Consider the following 17,381-nt stretch of genomic DNA (forward strand, 5'->3'; position numbering starts at 1 on the left):
ATGAAAATCACTGTCTTCGGAACAGGTTACGTAGGTCTGGTCACCGGCACCTGTCTGGCGGATGTTGGCCATGACGTGATCTGCATGGACGTGGATGCTGCCAAGATCGAGCGCCTCAAGCAGGGTGAGATCCCCATCTTCGAGCCGGGGCTCGAGAGCATGGTGACGCGCAACGTGGAGGCAGGGCGTCTCAACTTCACCACCGACGCCCGCGAGGCCGTCGCGCACGGCGTGCTGCAGTTCATCGCCGTGGGCACGCCGCCGGATGAAGACGGCAGTGCCGATCTCAAGTACGTGCTGGCCGTGGCGGGCACCATCGGTGAGCACATGGATGACTACAAGGTCATCATCGACAAGTCCACCGTGCCGGTGGGCACCGCGGATCGCGTGCATGCCCGCGTGGCAGAGGTGCTCAAGCACCGCGGCGTGAGCGTTGCGTTCGATGTCTGCTCCAACCCGGAATTCCTCAAGGAGGGCGCGGCGCTGGAGGACTTCACGCGCGGTGCCCGCATCGTGGTCGGCACCGATTCCGAGGCGGTGCGCGAGCGCATGCGCGAATGCTATGCCCCCTACAATCGCAACCATGAAAAGCTGATGTTCATGGATGTGCGCGCCGCCGAGCTGACCAAGTACGCCGCCAACGCGATGCTGGCCACCAAGATCAGCTTCATGAACGAGATCTCCAATCTGGCCGAGCGTCTCGGGGCGGATATCGAGGAAGTGCGTCGCGGGATCGGCAGTGACCCGCGCATCGGCTACCACTTCATCTACCCGGGCTGTGGCTACGGTGGCTCCTGCTTCCCGAAGGATGTCCAGGCACTGGCACGTACCGCCAGTCAGGTAGGCTATGAGGCCGAGCTGCTCACCGCAGTGGAATCCGTCAACAAGCGCCAGAAGGTCACGCTGTTCGAGAAGCTGTCACGTGCCTTCGATGGGGATCTCGCCGGCAAGACCATCGCCGTCTGGGGGCTGGCCTTCAAGCCGAACACCGATGACATGCGCGATGCGCCGAGCCGCACGCTGATGGAAGCGCTGTGGGCGGCGGGTGCCAAGGTGCAGGCCTATGACCCGGAAGCGATGAAGGAATGCCGTCGTATCTACGGTGAGCGCGATGACCTGGTGCTGGTGGCGGATCGCATCCAGGCGGTCAAGGGCACGGATGCGCTAGTGATCTGCACCGAGTGGAAGGAATTCCGCACGCTGGATGGCGAGTGGTTGAAGCAGCAGCTGGCCTTCCCGGTGGTGGTGGATGGCCGCAACCTCTTCGAGCCGTCCGCCATGAAGTCTGCCGGCCTGATGTATTACGCGGTCGGCCGTGGTGATTCCATGCATCAAGCTCCGGAGGCCTCGTGAGCGCGGGTCTCGCGAGGTCAGAAAAGCTGGCCGCGATTGCCATTCGTCAGGTCGAGAAGAGCACCGGTGCCAGTCGCAACGCCTTCGAGCAGGCGGACGCCCTGACCGCGCTGGGGTATCGCGTGGTGATTCTCGCCGAACGTGGCAAGCCTGAGCTGGCGCGGGAGCATGGCGCGGAGCTGGTGCGTCTGTGGCGCTGGCCGTTCAAGGGGGCCTATCGGCGCTTCTGGTTCAATCGTCGGGTTCAGGCATGGGCCCGTCGCCACACGCCGGACCTGCTGGTCAGCCATGGGGATTGCGAGAGCCCGGATACCGTCTATCTGCACAACTGCGTGCATCTGGCGTCACAGTGCATCCATGGCCGTGATCTGCCTGAGAATCATGAAGTGGCCGCGATCCATGATCACGTGCTCAACGGTGGCAAGTTCCGTCAGGTGGCGGTCAATTCGCGCATGATGGGCGATGATCTCGTCGAGCGCTACGCGATCTCGCCGGACAAGATCGAGATCAGCTACCCGGGCTATGACCCGGTGCAGTTCACGCCCGAGCGTGCACGTGCCGGCCGTGAAGCCCAGCGTGAGGCGCTTGGCGTCAGTGGGGAAGAGCAGTTGATCGGGCTGGTGACCTCAGGGAACTTCACCAAGCGCAATGTGGCCGGATTCGTCGCCATGGCCGCGCTGATGGAGCAGGCCAGCCCCGGACGCTATCGTTTTCTGGTGGTGGGCAAGGATGATGCCGCGCCCTACCAGCAGCAGGCACAGGTGGCCGGCGTGGCTGAGCGCATGATCTGGCGTTCGACCATCGCCGAGGTCGAAACGCTCTATGGTGCGCTGGACCTGTTCGTTCTGCCGGCACATATCGAGGAATTCGGACGTGTCGCGCTGGAGGCCATGGCCTGTGGTACGCCGGTACTGCTCAATGCGCGTGTCGGCTCGGCCGAGTTGCTCGACGATCACCCCTCGCTGGTGATGGCCGCGCAATCCAGCCCGACGCAGTGGGCCGAGCGCTGTACCCATCTGCTGGAGAGCGACTCCGATGCGCTGAGCAGAACCCTGGCCGCACTTGCCACGGGCTACTCCCATCAGGCCCAGAACCTCAAGCTCAAGGCCAGTTTCGAGGCATTGATGGCGGGGCGCTGAGCGAATCACCTGCTGATCAGAAAGCCCTGTATTCCGCTGGATACGGGGCTTTTTTTCTGTCAGGCATCGCGCGGGGGTCCCTGGGGCATCGCGCCGCCTTGGGTGTCCCGTCCGCAGTCCCTATACTCGTCACTTGATTTCGGCAGGAGAATCGCATGTCCCTGAGTACCAGCATCATTCTGATCGTCATTGCACTCATCATCATCGCCGGTCTGACGGCGTATGCGCTCAAGTTGCGCCGTGAGGTGAGGAAGCGCGAGGCGTTGCGTGCAGAGGAGTTGACGCGTGCACGCGCCAATTGCCTGGAGAGTCTTGAAGCGATTGCCCGTGCCATGCAGGCCGGCCAGGTGGACCTCGTGGAAGGGGGGCTGCGCTGCAAGGTGTTGATCGAGATACTGGATACCTCGCTGGCAGAGGATGACGTCCTGGGGGCCTTTGGCACCCTGCACGGGCGAGTGTCCCACCTGCATACCCACTCGGCACGCAAGGCACTGAGCCCGCGTGAGCGGCTGGCAGAGGACAAGGAGCGCATCGCCGTCGAGGAAGAGATGGCCAAGCCTCTTCAGCAGGCAGCGCAATGCGTGCTGGAAAGCATGCCGGTGTGGTATCGCGAGTACCTGGGACGTGAACGGCCCGTGGCACCGACGGATCTGGGTCAGGCGCTATAGCGGCATCGGGTGCTGCGCACGGGCGGGGAGAGCATTTGCTTCGGACCCGCGGGTCACGAGCCGCAGGGCATCGTGTGAATTCGGGTGGTATCAGGCCATTGAGAGGCTGGCATGAACAATACGCTCCCGCTGCTGGGAACTGAACTGATCGAGCTGCGCCATGCGCTGCATCGGGCACCGGAGCTGTCCGGGCAGGAGGAAGCTACCTCGGCCCTGATCGCCGGCTGGATGGAAGAGGCAGGCGCCGAGGTGGTCACGGGATTGGGGGGGCATGGTCTGGCGGCCATCTTCCGCGGTGCCGCGCCCGGCCCGCGGGTCATGTTGCGCTGTGAGCTCGATGCGTTGCCCATCGATGAGGTGCCACGGGGAGACTGGTCATCCTGTCACCAGCATGTCGGCCATCTCTGTGGTCACGATGGGCACATGACGTGGCTGCTGGGAGTGGCGCAGCGTCTGGCCAGGCGCCCGGTAGCCAGGGGCGAGGTGGTATTGCTGTTCCAGCCCGCCGAGGAGACCGGAGAGGGCGCGCGTGCGGTGGTACGCACCAAGGCATTCGAGACCATCAAGCCGGATTTCCTCTATGCCTGCCACAATCTGCCGGGGCGGCCGCTGGGAGAGGTCAGCGTCCGTGATGACGCCTTCACCTGTGCCTCGCGGGGCATGATCGTGCGGCTTTCCGGACTGTGCGCCCACGCAGCCCATCCCGAGAATGGGCGCAGTCCCGCCATGGCCATGTGTCGCATCATGCAGGGACTCTCTCGACTGCCGCTGCAGTTCGCGGACGAGACGGGGCTTGCCATGGTCACTCTGGTGCACGCGCGGCTGGGGGAGGTCGCCTTCGGTACCGCGCCGGGGGATGCCGAGGTGATGGCGACCCTGCGCACGGAAAGCAACGACATGATGAAGGCCCTCGCCGAGGCGGCGGTCTCATTGGCCCGCAGTGAGGCGGAAGAGGACCATCTCGGCATCGAGGTGGACTGGTGCGATGCCTTTGAGGCGACCTGGAATTCAGCTGAGGCGAACGCGGTGATTCGTGGCGTGGCGGCGCAGGTGGGGCAGCCCTGTCATGAGCTGGATCAGGCACATCGCTGGTCGGAAGATTTCGGAGTGCTGGGGCGAGAATGCCATGCCGCCATGTTCACGCTGGGGGCCGGTGAAGCGCTCCCGGGACTCCATCATCCCCGCTATGATTTCCCGGATGACCTGATCTTGCCGGGTGTCGCGCTCTTCGAGGGACTGGTGCGTCACCACCTGAACGGTGCATGAATCGTGACTTTTACAGCGTCTCTTAAATGATACAGGTAGTGTCAAAGTTTTTCGACGTTGCAAAAAACACTGTTTTCCTTCAACGTATGCATGAGGATCGGTACCGTTTTCAAGGGAAACAGACCCGATCAGAGCTGGAAGGACGCACTCAGATGTGCTTTCTTCTAAAGGGATGAGGTATATAAAATTCCTTTCACCGTAACGAGTTCGGCTCTTATACTCGGAGCCGCTGCGTAACACCCCGTTACAAATAGCGCTGTGTAAAGAAGGAGTCTTACATGAAAAGATCTACGACTGGCCTGGTTCTGGGGTCTGCATTGGTTGTTGGCCTGTCTGGCTGTGCAAGCTCTGCTTCCCAGTCCTCATCCGCTGAGAAGCCGTGGTACAGCCAGCCGTTCGTCTGCGGTCTGGCCGGTGGCCTGATCGGTGGGGGGATTGGTTACGGCGTCTCTGGCGACAGCGACGAAGACACCGGCGCTTCTCTGGGTGCCGTGGGCGGCGCGACTGCCGGTGCACTGCTGTGTGCTGACGACGCTCCGAAGTCCATGGACGACGACGGCGATGGCGTGCCGAACGATCGTGACGAATGCCCGGGTACTCCGGCAGGCGTCGCAGTCGATGCGAAAGGCTGCCCGCTGGACACCGACGGTGACGGCGTTGCTGACTACAAGGACCAGTGCCCGGGTACCCCGGCCGGCGTCACTGTTGACGCGAAAGGCTGCCCGCTGGATTCCGATGGTGACGGCGTGCCGGACTACCAGGACCAGTGCCCGAACACTCCGGCAGGTGCCAAGGTCAACGCCCTGGGCTGTGTCGCTGACCTCGTGCTGCGCGACGTGAACTTCGAGTTCGACTCCGCCAAGCTGACCTCCGGCGCTGAGCAAGTGCTGAACGGTGTGGCTGCCAAGCTGGTGTCCAACGAGAACGTTCGTGTCCGTATCGAAGGTCACACTGATTCCGTGGGTTCTGACTCCTACAACAAGCAGCTCTCCCAGAAGCGTGCTGACTCCGTCAAGGCGTACCTGGCCTCTGAAGGTGTCGGTTCCAACCGCATGGAAACCATGGGTTACGGTGAAGAGCAGCCGGTTGCCAGCAACGACACCGCTGCAGGTCGTGCTGAAAACCGTCGCGTCGAGCTTGCTGAAGTCAAGTAAGCCCATCGCGGTAAGCTGAATCAGACGGGGTGCCTTCGGGCGCCCCGTCTGCGTTTCCCCCTTCAGGATCATGTACCAGCTCATGGGTGTGTCTTTACGCTATTTGAGTGGGCTGCTAAGGTCTTGTCTCGATCATGGGCCATCGGTCCGTGCGTCCGTGATGTGTGGCCGGCGCGTCAGCGCTCTGCGCCATCACGGCAGCTTCCCCTGGCATCGTAGGCCGGGGACGGCAACCGTTCCGTCCATGATCCGTACCACCCCATCGAGCCGACGCCCCAGGCGCTCGGCTAAATTCGCTTCACGTGACCCTTGGTAAGGGCCACCACTGAATGCAAGGATTCCTTCATGCCTATCGTTACCCTGCCTGACGGCAGCCAGCGTACCTTCGATACTCCGATTTCCGTGATGCAGCTGGCCGAATCCATCGGTCCCGGCCTTGCCAAGGCGTGTGTCGCCGGCAAGATCAACGGCGTCGAAGTCGATGCCGCCGACATGATCACCGAAGATGCTGACGTCGCCATTCTCACGGCCCGTGATGCCGAAGGCCTGGACGTGATCCGTCACTCCTGCGCCCACTTGATCGGTCATGCCGTCAAGCAGCTCTATCCGGATGCCAAGATGGCCATCGGTCCGGTCATCGATGACGGTTTCTATTACGACATCGATTTCGGTCGCTCCGTGACGCCGGAAGACCTCGAGTCCATCGAGAAGCGCATGAAGCAGCTGATCGACAGCGAGTACGACGTGGTCCGCGAGTACGTCTCGCGTGACGAGGCCATGGCCGCTTTCGAGAAGCGTGAAGAGCCGTACAAGCAGGAAATCATCGAAGGCATCGGTGAGGGCGATACCATCCGCCTGTATCACCATGAAGAATACACCGACATGTGCCGTGGTCCGCACGTGCCGAACACGCGTCACCTGAAGCACTTCCAGCTGCTCAAGCTGGCAGGTGCTTACTGGCGTGGTGATTCCACCAAGCCGATGCTGACGCGTATCTATGGCACCGCCTGGCCGGACAAGAAGCAGCTCAAGGCCTACCTCAAGCGTCTCGAGGAAGCCGAGAAGCGCGACCACCGCAAGCTGGCCAAGAAGCTGGATCTCTTCCACATGCAGGAAGAGGCACCGGGCATGGTGTTCTGGCACCCGAATGGCTGGACCATGTATCAGGTGCTCGAGCAGTACATGCGCCGGATCCAGCGAGCCAACGGCTATCAGGAGATCAAGACGCCTCAGGTCGTCGATCTTTCGCTCTGGAAGAAGTCCGGGCACTGGGGGCATTACAACGAGCTGATGTTCACCACCGAGTCCGAGAAGCGTGAGTACGCCGTCAAGCCGATGAACTGCCCGTGCCACGTCCAGGTCTTCAATCAGGGGCTCAAGAGCTACCGCGACCTGCCGCTGCGTCTGGCCGAGTTCGGCTCCTGTCATCGCAACGAGCCTTCAGGCTCTCTGCACGGCCTGATGCGTGTGCGTGGTTTCACTCAGGATGATGCTCACATCTTCTGTACCGATGATCAGGTGCAGTCCGAGGCGGAAGACTTCATCCGACTGACGCTGGAAGTCTATCGTCAGTTCGGCTTCGAGGATGTCGAGCTCAAGCTCTCGACACGCCCCGAGTCGTTCATCGGTGAGCCGGAAGCCTGGGACAAGGCCGAGGCTGGTCTGCAGGCGGCACTGGATGCGACCGGCCTGCCGTGGGAGCTTCAGCCGGGCGAAGGCGCCTTCTATGGACCAAAGATTGAATTCTCCCTGCGAGATTGCCTGAATCGTGTCTGGCAATGTGGTACGCTACAGCTCGACTTCAATCTGCCTGAGCGTCTCAGTGCCCAGTTTGTCGATGAAAGCGGTGAGCGTCGCACTCCGGTCATGTTGCACCGTGCGATTCTCGGCTCCTTCGAGCGCTTCCTCGGCATACTGATCGAGCACCACGCTGGCGCGATGCCTTTCTGGCTCGCCCCGGAGCAGATTGTCGTGATGAACATCACGGATTCCCAGGCAGAATATGCCAAGGATCTGGTCTCTCGCCTCGAGAAACATGACATCCGTGTCAAAGCAGACTTGAGGAACGAGAAGATCGGCTTTAAAATCCGTGAGCATACTCTGCAGAAGGTTCCTTACCTCATCGTCGTCGGCGACAAGGAAGTGGAAGCTGATGCAGTAGCTGTCAGAACCCGTTCCGGTGAAGACCTCGGCACCATGAAAGTTTCAGAATTCATGGAACGCCTGAAGGAAGAACAGGTCTGACAGTAACGAATTTCAGCCAAACGGAGACGCAACGATCAAGCGGAATAATCAGCGCGGACGCCCCCAGGAAAAGCGGGCTCCCATCAATGACCGTATTCGTGCGGACGAAGTCCGCCTCATCGACGCAGATGGAGAGCAGGTCGGCGTAGTGCCGACGAAAGAAGCGCTCACCAAGGCCGAAGAGGCAGGGCTCGACCTCGTCCAGATTTCCAATGCCGATCCCATCGTCTGCAAGATCATGGATTACGGCAAGTTTCTTTTCGATGAGAAGAAACAGAAGAATCTTCAGAAGAAGAAGCAGAAGCAAATCCAGGTCAAGGAAGTCAAATTCCGTCCTGGTACCGATGAAGGTGATTATCAGGTCAAGCTGCGTAACCTGACTCGCTTCATCGAAGGCGGAGACAAGGGCAAGGTTACCTTGCGCTTCCGTGGTCGTGAAATGGCGCATCAGGACATCGGCCGCAAGCTGATGGAACGTATCGCCGGCGACCTCGGTGAACTCGTGACCGTCGAGTCCTTCCCGAAGATGGAAGGCCGTCAGATGATCATGATTCTCGCGCCGAAAAAGAAGTGATCCACAGGCAGTAGAACGGACACATCAGGGTCACGCTTGCGGGCGTGGCTCTTTTTGTCGGCCTTGGATTTTCTCAAGAAACCGAGCGGAGTTAATACTCATGCCGAAGATCAAGACTAACCGCGGCGCTGCCAAGCGCTTCAAGAAGACTGCCAACGGCTTCAAGCACAAGCAGTCCTTCCGTAGCCACATCCTGACCAAGAAGTCGACCAAGCGTAAGCGTCAGCTGCGTGGCATGAAGCAGGTTCACGCTGCAGACAAGGCGCTGATCCAGCGCATGCTGCCGAACCTGTAAGCCGTCCTTACCTCGGTCCAACTTTCTTAATATCAGGAGTACGCTATGTCCCGCGTCAAGCGTGGCGTCGTCGCACGTCGCCGTCACAAGAAGATCATGAAGCAGGCCAAGGGTTACTACGGAGCGCGTTCACGCGTCTTCCGCGTAGCCAAGCAGGCTGTCATCAAGGCCGGCCAGTACGCTTACCGTGACCGTCGTGTCCGCAAGCGTCAGTTCCGTGCCCTGTGGATCGCGCGTATCAACGCTGCGGCCCGCATCAATGGCATGTCCTACAGCCGCTTCATCGCTGGCCTGAAGAAGGCCAATATCGAGATCGACCGCAAGGTCCTCGCCGATATCGCGGTTCACGAAAAAGCTGCCTTTGCTGCCATCGTCGAGAAGGCCAAGGCTGCTCAGTAAGTGACCGGATCAGATGTCGCCCAGACCCGGCGAGCCGCTCAGGCGGCGAATCGGGCCGTGACTGTCGAATGCTTGCATTGGGCAACTCAGGCGGTATCGAGATGACGTGTTACGTCACAGGGGAAGAGCAGCCGCTCTTCCCCTGTTTTTGTTTGGCCTGCCGTCAGAGAATCGGCGGTGGGTCAGCAGTGACATGAACGGGATTGGCCGCGTTGTGGGCCGGTCCCTGGCAAGGGCGCGATCGTCTGTGTGACTCACCGCAGGCGGAGCGCTCTCCCTGCCGACCCTCGGGTCGGCGCGACTTCCATTGGTGGCGGACATTGCCGCGCCAGTGACTCAAGCGATCGGAGCTGAACGGATGGAACATCTTTCCACCCTGGTGGACGAAGCACGCACCGCGATCCAGGCGGCCGGAGACGTCCAGACCCTCGATGAGGTGCGGGTACGCTTTCTGGGCAAGAAGGGCGAGATCACCGCGCTGCTCAAGGGGTTGGGCAAACTGTCCCCCGAAGAGCGTCCCAAGGCCGGTGAGACCATCAACGAAGCCAAGCAGCTGCTGAACGGCGAGCTGGAAGCGCGTCGTACCGCGCTGGAAACGGCAGCGCTCAATGCACGATTGGCTGCTGAACGCGTCGACGTCACCTTGCCGGGACGCGGCGAACCAGTGGGTGGCCTGCACCCGGTGACGCGCACGCTTGAGCGCATCGAGAGCTTCTTCGCGCACATCGGCTACGGGGTTGCCGAAGGCCCGGAGATCGAAGATGACCACCACAACTTCGAAGCGCTGAACATCCCGTCGCATCACCCGGCGCGTGCGATGCACGATACGTTCTACTTCGACGCCACGCGTCTGCTGCGTACGCATACTTCGCCGGTGCAGGTGCGCAGCATGAAGGCCAGCGAACCGCCGCTGCGCATCGTCTGCCCGGGGCGTGTCTATCGCTGCGACTCTGACCTGACCCATACCCCGATGTTCCATCAGGTCGAGGGGCTGCTGGTAGATGAGAACGTCAGCTTCGCTGACCTCAAGGGCACTGTCGAAGAGTTTCTGCATGCCTTCTTCGAGCGTGATGATCTGGAAGTCCGTTTCCGTCCGTCCTACTTCCCGTTCACCGAGCCGTCCGCCGAAGTCGACATCCAGTGCGTGATGTGTGCCGGTGACGGCTGTCGTGTCTGCTCCCACACCGGCTGGCTCGAGGTGATGGGCTGCGGCATGGTGCATCCGGAAGTCTTCCGTCACTCCGGTATCGATAGCGAACGCTTCCGCGGCTTCGCCTTCGGCATGGGCGTGGAGCGTCTGGCGATGCTGCGTTATGGCGTCAATGACCTGCGGTTGTTCTTCGAGAATGACCTGCGTTTCCTTCGCCAGTTCAGCTAGGCACTCATTCACGTATCGCGCCGTGAGGGCGTGAACTTACGGAACAGGACAGCAAGATGAAATTTTCCGAACAGTGGCTGCGTGAGTGGGTGTCGCCGGAACTGAACACCCAGCAGCTGGCCGATCAGGTCACCATGGCCGGCCTGGAAGTCGATGGTATCGAGCCCGTCGCCGGTGAGTTCACCGGTGTTGTCGTGGCCGAGGTCAAGGACAAGCAACCGCATCCTGAGGCTGATCGCCTCAACGTCTGTCAGGTGGATGATGGCAGTGGTGAGCTGGTGCAGGTCGTGTGTGGCGCGCCGAATGTCGCCGCCGGTCAGAAGGTGCTCTTCGCCCAGGTCGGCGCGAAGCTTCCGGGTGACTTCAAGATTCGCAAGGCCAAGCTGCGCGGTGTCGAATCCCGCGGCATGATCTGCGGTGCCTCCGAGCTGGGGCTGGAGGCGGAAGCCTCCGACGGCATCATGGTGCTGGCCGCGGATGCGCCGGTGGGTCGTGATGCCCGTGACTTCCTGAACCTCGACGACAACGCCATCGAGGTCGATCTGACTCCGAACCGCGGTGACTGCCTGAGCGTCAAGGGTCTGGCGCGCGAAGTCGGTGTGCTCAACCGTCTGGCCGTCACGGCACCGAGCATCGAGCCGGTCGCGGCCCAGATCGACGACACCTTCCCGGTCACCGTCAGTGCGCCGCAGGCTTGCCCGCGCTATCTGGGGCGTGTGGTGCGCGACGTCAATGTCGCCGCGACCACCCCGCTGTGGCTCGAGGAGCGTCTGCGCCGCAGTGGTATCCGCAGCATCGACCCCGTCGTCGACGTCACCAACTACGTGCTGCTGGAGCTCGGTCAGCCGATGCACGCCTTCGATCTGGCGCGCCTGAACGGTGGCATCGAGGTGCGCATGGCGGCCGCTGAAGAGCCGCTGACGCTGCTCGACGGTCAGGAAGTCGCGCTACGTGACGACACCCTGGTCATCGCCGACGAGAAGGGCCCGCTGGCCATCGCTGGCGTGATGGGCGGCGAAGGCAGTGGCGTGAACGGCGAGACGCGCGACATCTTCTTCGAGTCGGCCTTCTTCGCGCCGTTGAGCGTGGCTGGCAAGGCGCGCAGCTATGGCCTGCACACCGACAGCTCGCATCGTTTCGAGCGGGGTGTGGACGCGCAGCTGCAGCGTGATGCCATCGAGCGGGCGACGGCTCTGCTGCTCGAGATCACCGGCGGCAAGCCGGGCCCGATCATCGAGGTCGCAAGCGACGCAGCGCTGCCCAAGGCCGCCGTCGTCAGCCTGAGCGGCGCCAGTGTCGAGCGCACGCTGGGCATGGCATTGCCGGATGCCGAGATCGTCGAGATCCTCGAGCGTCTGGGCATGCAGGTCGTGGCCGATGGCGAGAGCCAGTGGCAGGTGACGGTGCCGAGCTGGCGTTTCGATGTCAGCATCGAGGCTGACCTGATCGAGGAGCTGGCGCGCATCCACGGCTACAACAATCTGCCGGTCAGCCGCCCGAACGCGCGCCTGGCACCGGCCGTGGCCAATGAGACCACCCAGCCGCTGACCAGTCTGCGTCGTCAGCTGGTGGCGCGGGGCTATCAGGAAGCGATCAGCTACAGCTTCGTCGCCCCTGAGCTGCAGAAGACGCTGGACCCGCAAGGGGTGGCGCCGGTACTGGCCAACCCGATTTCCAGCGACATGGCCGTGATGCGCAGCTCGCTGCTGCCGGGGCTGGTCAAGGCACTGAGTCACAACCTCAATCGTCAGCAGTCGCGCGTGCGCCTGTTCGAGACCGGGCTTGTGTTCCGTGGTGAGCTGGACTCCCTCGAGCAGACACCGATGATCGGTGGCCTGATCACCGGCGCACGTCTGCCGGAAGGCTGGAATGGCGGTCGTGACAAGGTCGACTTCTTCGATCTCAAGGGCGATGTCGAGGCACTGCTGGCACTGGGCGGCAACCTGGATGCCTGGCGTTTCGAGGCTGCCGAGCATCCGGCGCTTCATCCGGGTCAGTCCGCTCAGCTGTTCTACAACGGCGAGCCGGCAGGCTGGATGGGGGCTTTGCACCCGGCGGCGCGTGCCGAACTCGGCCTGAAGGTCGAGGTGTTCGTGTTCGAGATCACGCTGGCCGCTGCCTGTGCGGGCCGTCTGCCGCGCTTTGCACCGCTCTCCAGGTATCCGGAAGTGCGTCGTGACCTGGCCTTCGTGGTCGAAGAGGGCGTGCACGTGCAGTCGCTGCTCGACGCCATCCGCTCGCAAGCCGGGGAATGGCTGACGGATCTGCGCCTGTTTGACGTCTATCAGGGCCAGGGAGTAGCCGATGGTCACAAGTCGCTCGCTCTGGGCTTGACCTGGCAGCATCCTTCGCGCACGCTGAATGATGAGGAAATCAATCAGTTAGTCGATGCGATCGTCGCCGATGGCCACACACGTTTCGGGGCGGCGCTGAGAGCATGAGTCGCCACTTGAACGAGGGAGCGGACATGGGAGCGTTGACCAAGGCGGAACTCGCCGAGCATCTCCATGCAGAGCTTGGCATGTCCAAGCGCGAAGCCAAGTCGATGGTCGAAGTCTTCTTCGATGAGATTCGTGGCTGCCTGCGTGAGAACGAACAGGTGAAGCTGTCCGGTTTCGGCAACTTCGATCTGCGTGACAAACGCGAGCGTCCGGGGCGCAATCCCAAGACAGGCGAGGAGATTCCGATCTCCGCGCGTCGCGTGGTGACCTTCCGTCCTGGCCAGAAACTCAAGGCTCGGGTGGATGAGTACGATGGCGAAGGCCATACCCATCAGCGCCTTGAGGAGCATGACGACCACGATGATCATCATGATGACGATGATCACTGAGGTCGCTGGTCGAAGCCGTTGCCGTTGAGCCATTGACAGCTTCGCCGCTCCTGTCGTTCGAGTGAAAAGCCCCGATGCCCTGCATCGGGGCTTTCGTCGTTCAGGGCGAGAGAAAGTGCGTCAGACAAGTCGTGCTGCCTAGCCGATGGAGAGTTCGGTGCGTGCATAGCTGACGCCGGGACGGCTGCGGGTTGCCAGCAGGTAACCCAGTGCCAGCGGGCCGGTGCGTCCCAGCAGCATGGTGATGATGATCAACCACTGTCCGGGAGCGGAAAGCTCCGGCGTCACCCCCAGGCTCAGTCCCACGGTGCCGAACGCCGAGACCGTCTCGAAGGCCAATGACCGGAAGTCGTGGTCGGGGTCGGTGATGGTCAGCCCGAACAGCATGCTGAAGATCAACAGCATGCCGGCCAAGGCCACGGCGATGGCCTTGAAGACAGTTTCGTCTCCGATACGGCGGCCATGCAGGGTCGGTGAGTGTCTCTGGCGCAGGAAGGCGCGAGTGGTCAGCAGCAGCACCACGAAGGTGGTGATCTTGATGCCACTGGCCGTCGAGCCACTCCCGCCACCGATGAACATCATCGCCATGGTCCAGAGGGTCGAGGCCTGTGTCATCGCGGAGGTATCGAACATGCTGAAGCCGGCGGTACGGGGCGTCACTGCCATGAAGGCTGCCGAGATGAAGCGTTCGCCATGATCACGCATGCCTGCCAGGGTATCGGGGTTGCCCCATTCAAGCGCCAGTATCACCACCAGGCTCAACAGGTTGAGTGCGATGGTGGCTTCCAGCACCAGGCGTGTCTGTACGGAGAAGCGTGAGGGGTGCAGCAGCACGCGCCACCCATGCTCACGCCTGCGCTCGCGCAGTTCGCCGATCACGGCAAAGCCGATGCCACCCGTCATGAAGAGCAGGCTGATGACGCTCGCGACCAGCGGGTTGCGGGATTCGCGCAACAGGCTGTCCGGCCACAGGGTGAAGCCGGCATTGTTGAAGGCCGAGACCGAGTGGAAGAGGCTCAGCCACATGCCGCGTCCCCAACCATGGCGTGGCACCCATTCGAGCGCCAGCAGCAGAGCGCCGCCCAGTTCAAATGTCACCGCAAAGGCGGTGATGACCCTGAGCAGTCGGCCGATCTCGCGTGAGCTGCTGCGGTTGAGCGCTTCACGCAGCAGGCTGGTCTGATGCATCGGCAGTCGTTGCCCCAGCATCACCAGTGACAGGGCGGCGATGGTCATGAAACCGAGCCCGCCCAGCTGGATCAATACCAGCACGACGGCCTGCCCGGCGAAGGTGAACTCGCTGAGCGGGGTGACGGAAAGCCCGGTGACGGTCACCGCCGAGGTGGCGGTAAACAGTGCCGACAGCCAGCTGAGGCCCTCCTGATGCATGCCTGGCAGTTTCAGCAGGCAGGCCCCCAGCATGCTGAGTCCCAGAAAGCCGCCCAGCAGGATCTCCGGAGGCGACAGGTGGATGATGGGTCCGCGTGGGCCACGGGTCAGGGGGCGAAGATAGCGTCGGTAGCGCTGCCTCACAGATGCGCCCCCAGCTTGCGCAGCGCGCTCAGTTCGCCGATCAGTACCAGATGATCGCCAGCGGACAACTGCGTACTGCCGGAAGGCTTGCGATCGAGTGTCGCGCCCTTGCGCAAGGCGATCACGCTGATGTCCTCATCGATGGGGAGCTGATCGAGCTGTTGGCAGTCATCGCACAGACGCTCGCTGACCTCCAGCTCGACCACGAACTGGTGATCGCCCAGGTGGATGAAGTCGACCATGGCGTGATAGGCGAGGCTTTCCGCCACCCGCACGCCCAGGTCGTACTCCGGGTGCACGATGTGATCCACGCCCAGACGGCTGAGCAGCTTGTGATGCGCATCCGAGGTCGCCTTGACCCACAGTTCCCTGGCACCGAGTTCCTTGGCCAGCAGCGCGCAGATCAGGCTCTGCTCCATCGAGTCGGCCAGATCGATCAACACGGCGTCGAACTGTTCGAGGCCAAGCTCACGCAGGGCATGCTCATCGGTCGGGTCGGCAATGACGGCCTGATTGAGCAGGTCCGCCATGGCATTGAGACGTTTCTCATCGAGATCCACGCCGAGCACTTCATGGTCGTGGCGCCTGAGCTCCCGCGCGACGGTACTGCCGAAATACCCCAGTCCGATCACCGCGAATTGACGATGCATGACGACTCCTTGTCTGCGCTGCTTGAGAGGGCGAGAGACCTGTCAGCTCAGCGAATTCCGAGGCTCTGCCGCTAGCGCTTTCAGGTGCGCTCATGGATGAGCTTACTCCAGTGACTCGTCGATGTCGGCTTCCGCACTGATCCTCGTCCGACAGGGATTTCCCTTGCCAAGCGCCTGCTCTGATGGTCGTTTCAAATGTTACCAATTAGCAGTGGCTGATGTAGAGTGGATGGCGTCGCTTGGTAATGGCGCTATCGCAGACGTTTTGCGAGGTGCGTGTGGGGATTTTCCACAGGAATCGCGGACGAACATCCTTCTTATCAGTAAAATGGTCTGCGTGAGCACCCGAGACGGCAAGGCGTTGCGTCGATCACCACTGGCTCACAACAATAACTCGTAAGGTATTCCATGACGGCAAGACAGCAACCCAAGAATCTCTGGATCAGTCGCTGGGGGTTCATCCTTGCAGCTACCGGTTCCGCGGTAGGGCTGGGCAATATCTGGAAGTTTCCCTATATCACCGGTGAATATGGCGGAGGCGCCTTCGTGCTGGTGTATCTGGCCTGCATTCTCGCCGTGGGCGTACCCGTGATGATGGCGGAGATCGCCTTCGGGCGCCGTGGTCGCGGCAGCCCCATCGAGGCGATCGCCAACCTGGCCCGGGAAGCGGGGGCCAGCCCGCTGTGGAAGGTCTTCGGTTGGATGGCGATGCTGGCCGGCTTCATGATCCTGTCGTTCTATGTCGTGGTCGCGGGGTGGTCCTTCAGCTACCTGTGGAAGATGGCCAGCGGGTCGCTGTCCGGACATGGCGTCGCTGAGCTGGGCGGTATCTTCGAGGCTGGCAACGCCAATCCCTGGGCACTGGGTGGCTGGGCGACGCTGGTGACGGTAGTGACCATGCTGATCGTCGGGCGTGGCGTGCAGGAGGGGGTCGAGAAGAGCGTGCGCTGGATGATGCCGGGCATGGTGATCATGCTGTTGATCATGATCGGTTACGCCCTGACCTCCGGCAACTTCTCGGCAGGCTTCCACTTCCTGTTCGACTTCGATGTCTCCCGATTGAGCAGTGAGGGCGTGCTGGCCGCGCTGGGGCATGCCTTCTTCACCCTGTCGCTGGCCTCCGGCGCCATCCTGACCTACGGCTCCTATCTGCCGTCAGGCACCTCCATCGCTCGCACCACCTTCACGGTCGCGATCGCCGATACGCTGGTGGCGCTGATGGCGGGACTCGCGATCTTCCCGATCATCTTCGCCAATGGCATGGACCCGTCCTCCGGTCCGGGGCTGATCTTCATGAGCCTGCCGGTGGCCTTCAACCAGATGCCCTTCGGTCAGCTGTTCGGGGTACTGTTCTTCGCCATGCTCTCCATTGCCGCCTTGACGTCCGCGATCTCGATGATCGAGGCCACCGTCGCCTGGCTGAGCGAGAACCGCAACATGAGTCGCACCAAGGCATCGTGGCTAGCCGGAAGCGTGTTGTGGCTGGTCGCGATGTTCGCGATGCTGTCCTTCAATCTGGGCGCGGACTGGACCCTGGCCGGCAAGCACTTCTTCGACTGGCTGGATTACCTGACCTCGCGCTGGATGATGCCGATCGGTGGCATTGCCATGGCGCTGCTGGCCGGCTTCGTCTTCAAGAGCAGCATGTTGCGCGATGAGCTGGATCTGAGTGAGGGAGGCTACCGTATCTGGCTGTTCATGATTCGCTATGTCAGCCCGATCTGCATCGTGGCGATCTTCATTGATGCGCTTGGCGTGGCGGCCCTGAGTCTAGAGGACTGGCCGTATTTCCTGGGGGCCATCGTGCTGGCCTGCGGGGCAGGAGAGACGCTGTCACCGCGTCTGCGTGGGCCTCGCGTCGCCTGACAAGCCAGAGAGTCGAGGGCTTTCAGGCCCTG

Annotated in this window: 15 protein-coding genes; 13 read left to right on the top strand and 2 right to left on the bottom strand. The window is 62.0% G+C overall.

Annotated features, from left to right (window positions below; translation table 11 throughout):
• The 12 genes from PJK54_RS03425 (at position 1) to ihfA (ending at position 13,300) form a co-directional block, all read left to right on the top strand.
• The gene (locus PJK54_RS03425) at positions 1-1,353 is read left to right on the top strand and encodes a UDP-glucose dehydrogenase family protein (protein ID WP_271302244.1); all 1,353 of its coding nucleotides are present in this window, start codon (positions 1-3) and stop codon (positions 1,351-1,353) included.
• Positions 1,350-2,492 (top strand): glycosyltransferase family 4 protein, encoded by a 1,143-nt coding sequence (locus PJK54_RS03430; protein WP_077374646.1) that lies wholly within the window; start codon positions 1,350-1,352, stop codon positions 2,490-2,492. Before PJK54_RS03425 ends, PJK54_RS03430 begins: the two co-directional genes overlap by 4 nt.
• A gap of 155 nt (positions 2,493-2,647) precedes the next feature.
• On the top strand, positions 2,648-3,160 hold the full coding sequence (locus PJK54_RS03435; protein WP_077374644.1) for a DUF2489 domain-containing protein: 513 nt from the start codon (positions 2,648-2,650) through the stop codon (positions 3,158-3,160).
• Positions 3,161-3,271: 111 nt separating this feature from the next.
• Positions 3,272-4,426, top strand: coding sequence for an amidohydrolase (locus PJK54_RS03440; protein WP_271302245.1), 1,155 nt, complete (start codon positions 3,272-3,274; stop codon positions 4,424-4,426).
• 278 nt (positions 4,427-4,704) lie between these two features.
• Complete coding sequence (locus tag PJK54_RS03445) at positions 4,705-5,580, top strand: OmpA family protein (protein ID WP_065392602.1); 876 nt, start codon at positions 4,705-4,707, stop codon at positions 5,578-5,580.
• A gap of 345 nt (positions 5,581-5,925) precedes the next feature.
• Positions 5,926-7,824, top strand: a complete 1,899-nt coding sequence (gene thrS / locus PJK54_RS03450; protein ID WP_084208127.1) for a threonine--tRNA ligase — start codon at positions 5,926-5,928, stop codon at positions 7,822-7,824.
• A 34-nt stretch (positions 7,825-7,858) separates the two neighbouring features.
• The gene (gene infC / locus PJK54_RS03455; RefSeq protein WP_077374638.1) at positions 7,859-8,398 is read left to right on the top strand and encodes a translation initiation factor IF-3; all 540 of its coding nucleotides are present in this window, start codon (positions 7,859-7,861) and stop codon (positions 8,396-8,398) included.
• Between the two features lie 100 nt (positions 8,399-8,498).
• Positions 8,499-8,693 carry a 50S ribosomal protein L35 gene (gene rpmI / locus PJK54_RS03460; RefSeq protein WP_043335648.1) on the top strand — a complete coding sequence of 65 codons (195 nt, stop codon included), beginning with the start codon at positions 8,499-8,501 and terminating at the stop codon, positions 8,691-8,693.
• 45 nt (positions 8,694-8,738) lie between these two features.
• Entirely contained in the window at positions 8,739-9,092 is a 354-nt protein-coding gene (gene rplT, locus PJK54_RS03465) for a 50S ribosomal protein L20 (protein WP_043335644.1), read from the top strand.
• 358 nt (positions 9,093-9,450) lie between these two features.
• Positions 9,451-10,470 carry a phenylalanine--tRNA ligase subunit alpha gene (gene pheS, locus PJK54_RS03470; protein WP_084208128.1) on the top strand — a complete coding sequence of 340 codons (1,020 nt, stop codon included), beginning with the start codon at positions 9,451-9,453 and terminating at the stop codon, positions 10,468-10,470.
• A gap of 56 nt (positions 10,471-10,526) precedes the next feature.
• Entirely contained in the window at positions 10,527-12,911 is a 2,385-nt protein-coding gene (gene pheT, locus PJK54_RS03475) for a phenylalanine--tRNA ligase subunit beta (protein WP_271302246.1), read from the top strand.
• A 26-nt stretch (positions 12,912-12,937) separates the two neighbouring features.
• Entirely contained in the window at positions 12,938-13,300 is a 363-nt protein-coding gene (ihfA, locus tag PJK54_RS03480; RefSeq protein WP_103751403.1) for an integration host factor subunit alpha, read from the top strand.
• Positions 13,301-13,438: 138 nt separating this feature from the next.
• On the opposite strand, the gene PJK54_RS03485 is transcribed toward ihfA, so the two are convergent.
• Together PJK54_RS03485 and PJK54_RS03490 are read right to left on the bottom strand one after the other, a co-directional pair.
• Positions 13,439-14,833 carry a TrkH family potassium uptake protein gene (locus tag PJK54_RS03485; RefSeq protein ID WP_271302247.1) on the bottom strand — a complete coding sequence of 465 codons (1,395 nt, stop codon included), beginning with the start codon at positions 14,831-14,833 and terminating at the stop codon, positions 13,439-13,441.
• Positions 14,830-15,483 carry a potassium channel family protein gene (locus PJK54_RS03490; protein WP_077374629.1) on the bottom strand — a complete coding sequence of 218 codons (654 nt, stop codon included), beginning with the start codon at positions 15,481-15,483 and terminating at the stop codon, positions 14,830-14,832. The genes PJK54_RS03485 and PJK54_RS03490 overlap by 4 nt, the downstream gene beginning before the upstream one ends.
• Before the next feature lie 408 nt (positions 15,484-15,891).
• Here PJK54_RS03490 and PJK54_RS03495 point away from each other — a divergent pair, with 408 nt between their 5' ends.
• Positions 15,892-17,349 carry a sodium-dependent transporter gene (locus PJK54_RS03495; RefSeq protein WP_077374627.1) on the top strand — a complete coding sequence of 486 codons (1,458 nt, stop codon included), beginning with the start codon at positions 15,892-15,894 and terminating at the stop codon, positions 17,347-17,349.
• The last annotated feature ends 32 nt before the right edge of the window (positions 17,350-17,381 follow it).

The organism is Cobetia sp. MMG027 (assembly GCF_027947415.1).
Lineage (GTDB): Bacteria > Pseudomonadota > Gammaproteobacteria > Pseudomonadales > Halomonadaceae > Cobetia > Cobetia marina.

Excerpts from the sequence above, each read along its gene's own strand:
- rplT (WP_043335644.1), top strand. The coding sequence starts at position 8,739 with ATGTCCCGCGTCAAGCGTGGCGTCGTCGCACGTCGCCGTCACAAGAAG.
- PJK54_RS03445 (WP_065392602.1), top strand. The coding sequence starts at position 4,705 with ATGAAAAGATCTACGACTGGCCTGGTTCTGGGGTCTGCATTGGTTGTT.
- pheS (WP_084208128.1), top strand. The coding sequence starts at position 9,451 with ATGGAACATCTTTCCACCCTGGTGGACGAAGCACGCACCGCGATCCAG.
- PJK54_RS03435 (WP_077374644.1), top strand. The coding sequence starts at position 2,648 with ATGTCCCTGAGTACCAGCATCATTCTGATCGTCATTGCACTCATCATC.
- PJK54_RS03440 (WP_271302245.1), top strand. The coding sequence starts at position 3,272 with ATGAACAATACGCTCCCGCTGCTGGGAACTGAACTGATCGAGCTGCGC.
- ihfA (WP_103751403.1), top strand. The coding sequence starts at position 12,938 with ATGGGAGCGTTGACCAAGGCGGAACTCGCCGAGCATCTCCATGCAGAG.
- thrS (WP_084208127.1), top strand. The coding sequence starts at position 5,926 with ATGCCTATCGTTACCCTGCCTGACGGCAGCCAGCGTACCTTCGATACT.
- PJK54_RS03425 (WP_271302244.1), top strand. The coding sequence starts at position 1 with ATGAAAATCACTGTCTTCGGAACAGGTTACGTAGGTCTGGTCACCGGC.
- pheT (WP_271302246.1), top strand. The coding sequence starts at position 10,527 with ATGAAATTTTCCGAACAGTGGCTGCGTGAGTGGGTGTCGCCGGAACTG.
- PJK54_RS03495 (WP_077374627.1), top strand. The coding sequence starts at position 15,892 with ATGACGGCAAGACAGCAACCCAAGAATCTCTGGATCAGTCGCTGGGGG.
- PJK54_RS03490 (WP_077374629.1), bottom strand. The coding sequence starts at position 15,483 with ATGCATCGTCAATTCGCGGTGATCGGACTGGGGTATTTCGGCAGTACC.
- rpmI (WP_043335648.1), top strand. The coding sequence starts at position 8,499 with ATGCCGAAGATCAAGACTAACCGCGGCGCTGCCAAGCGCTTCAAGAAG.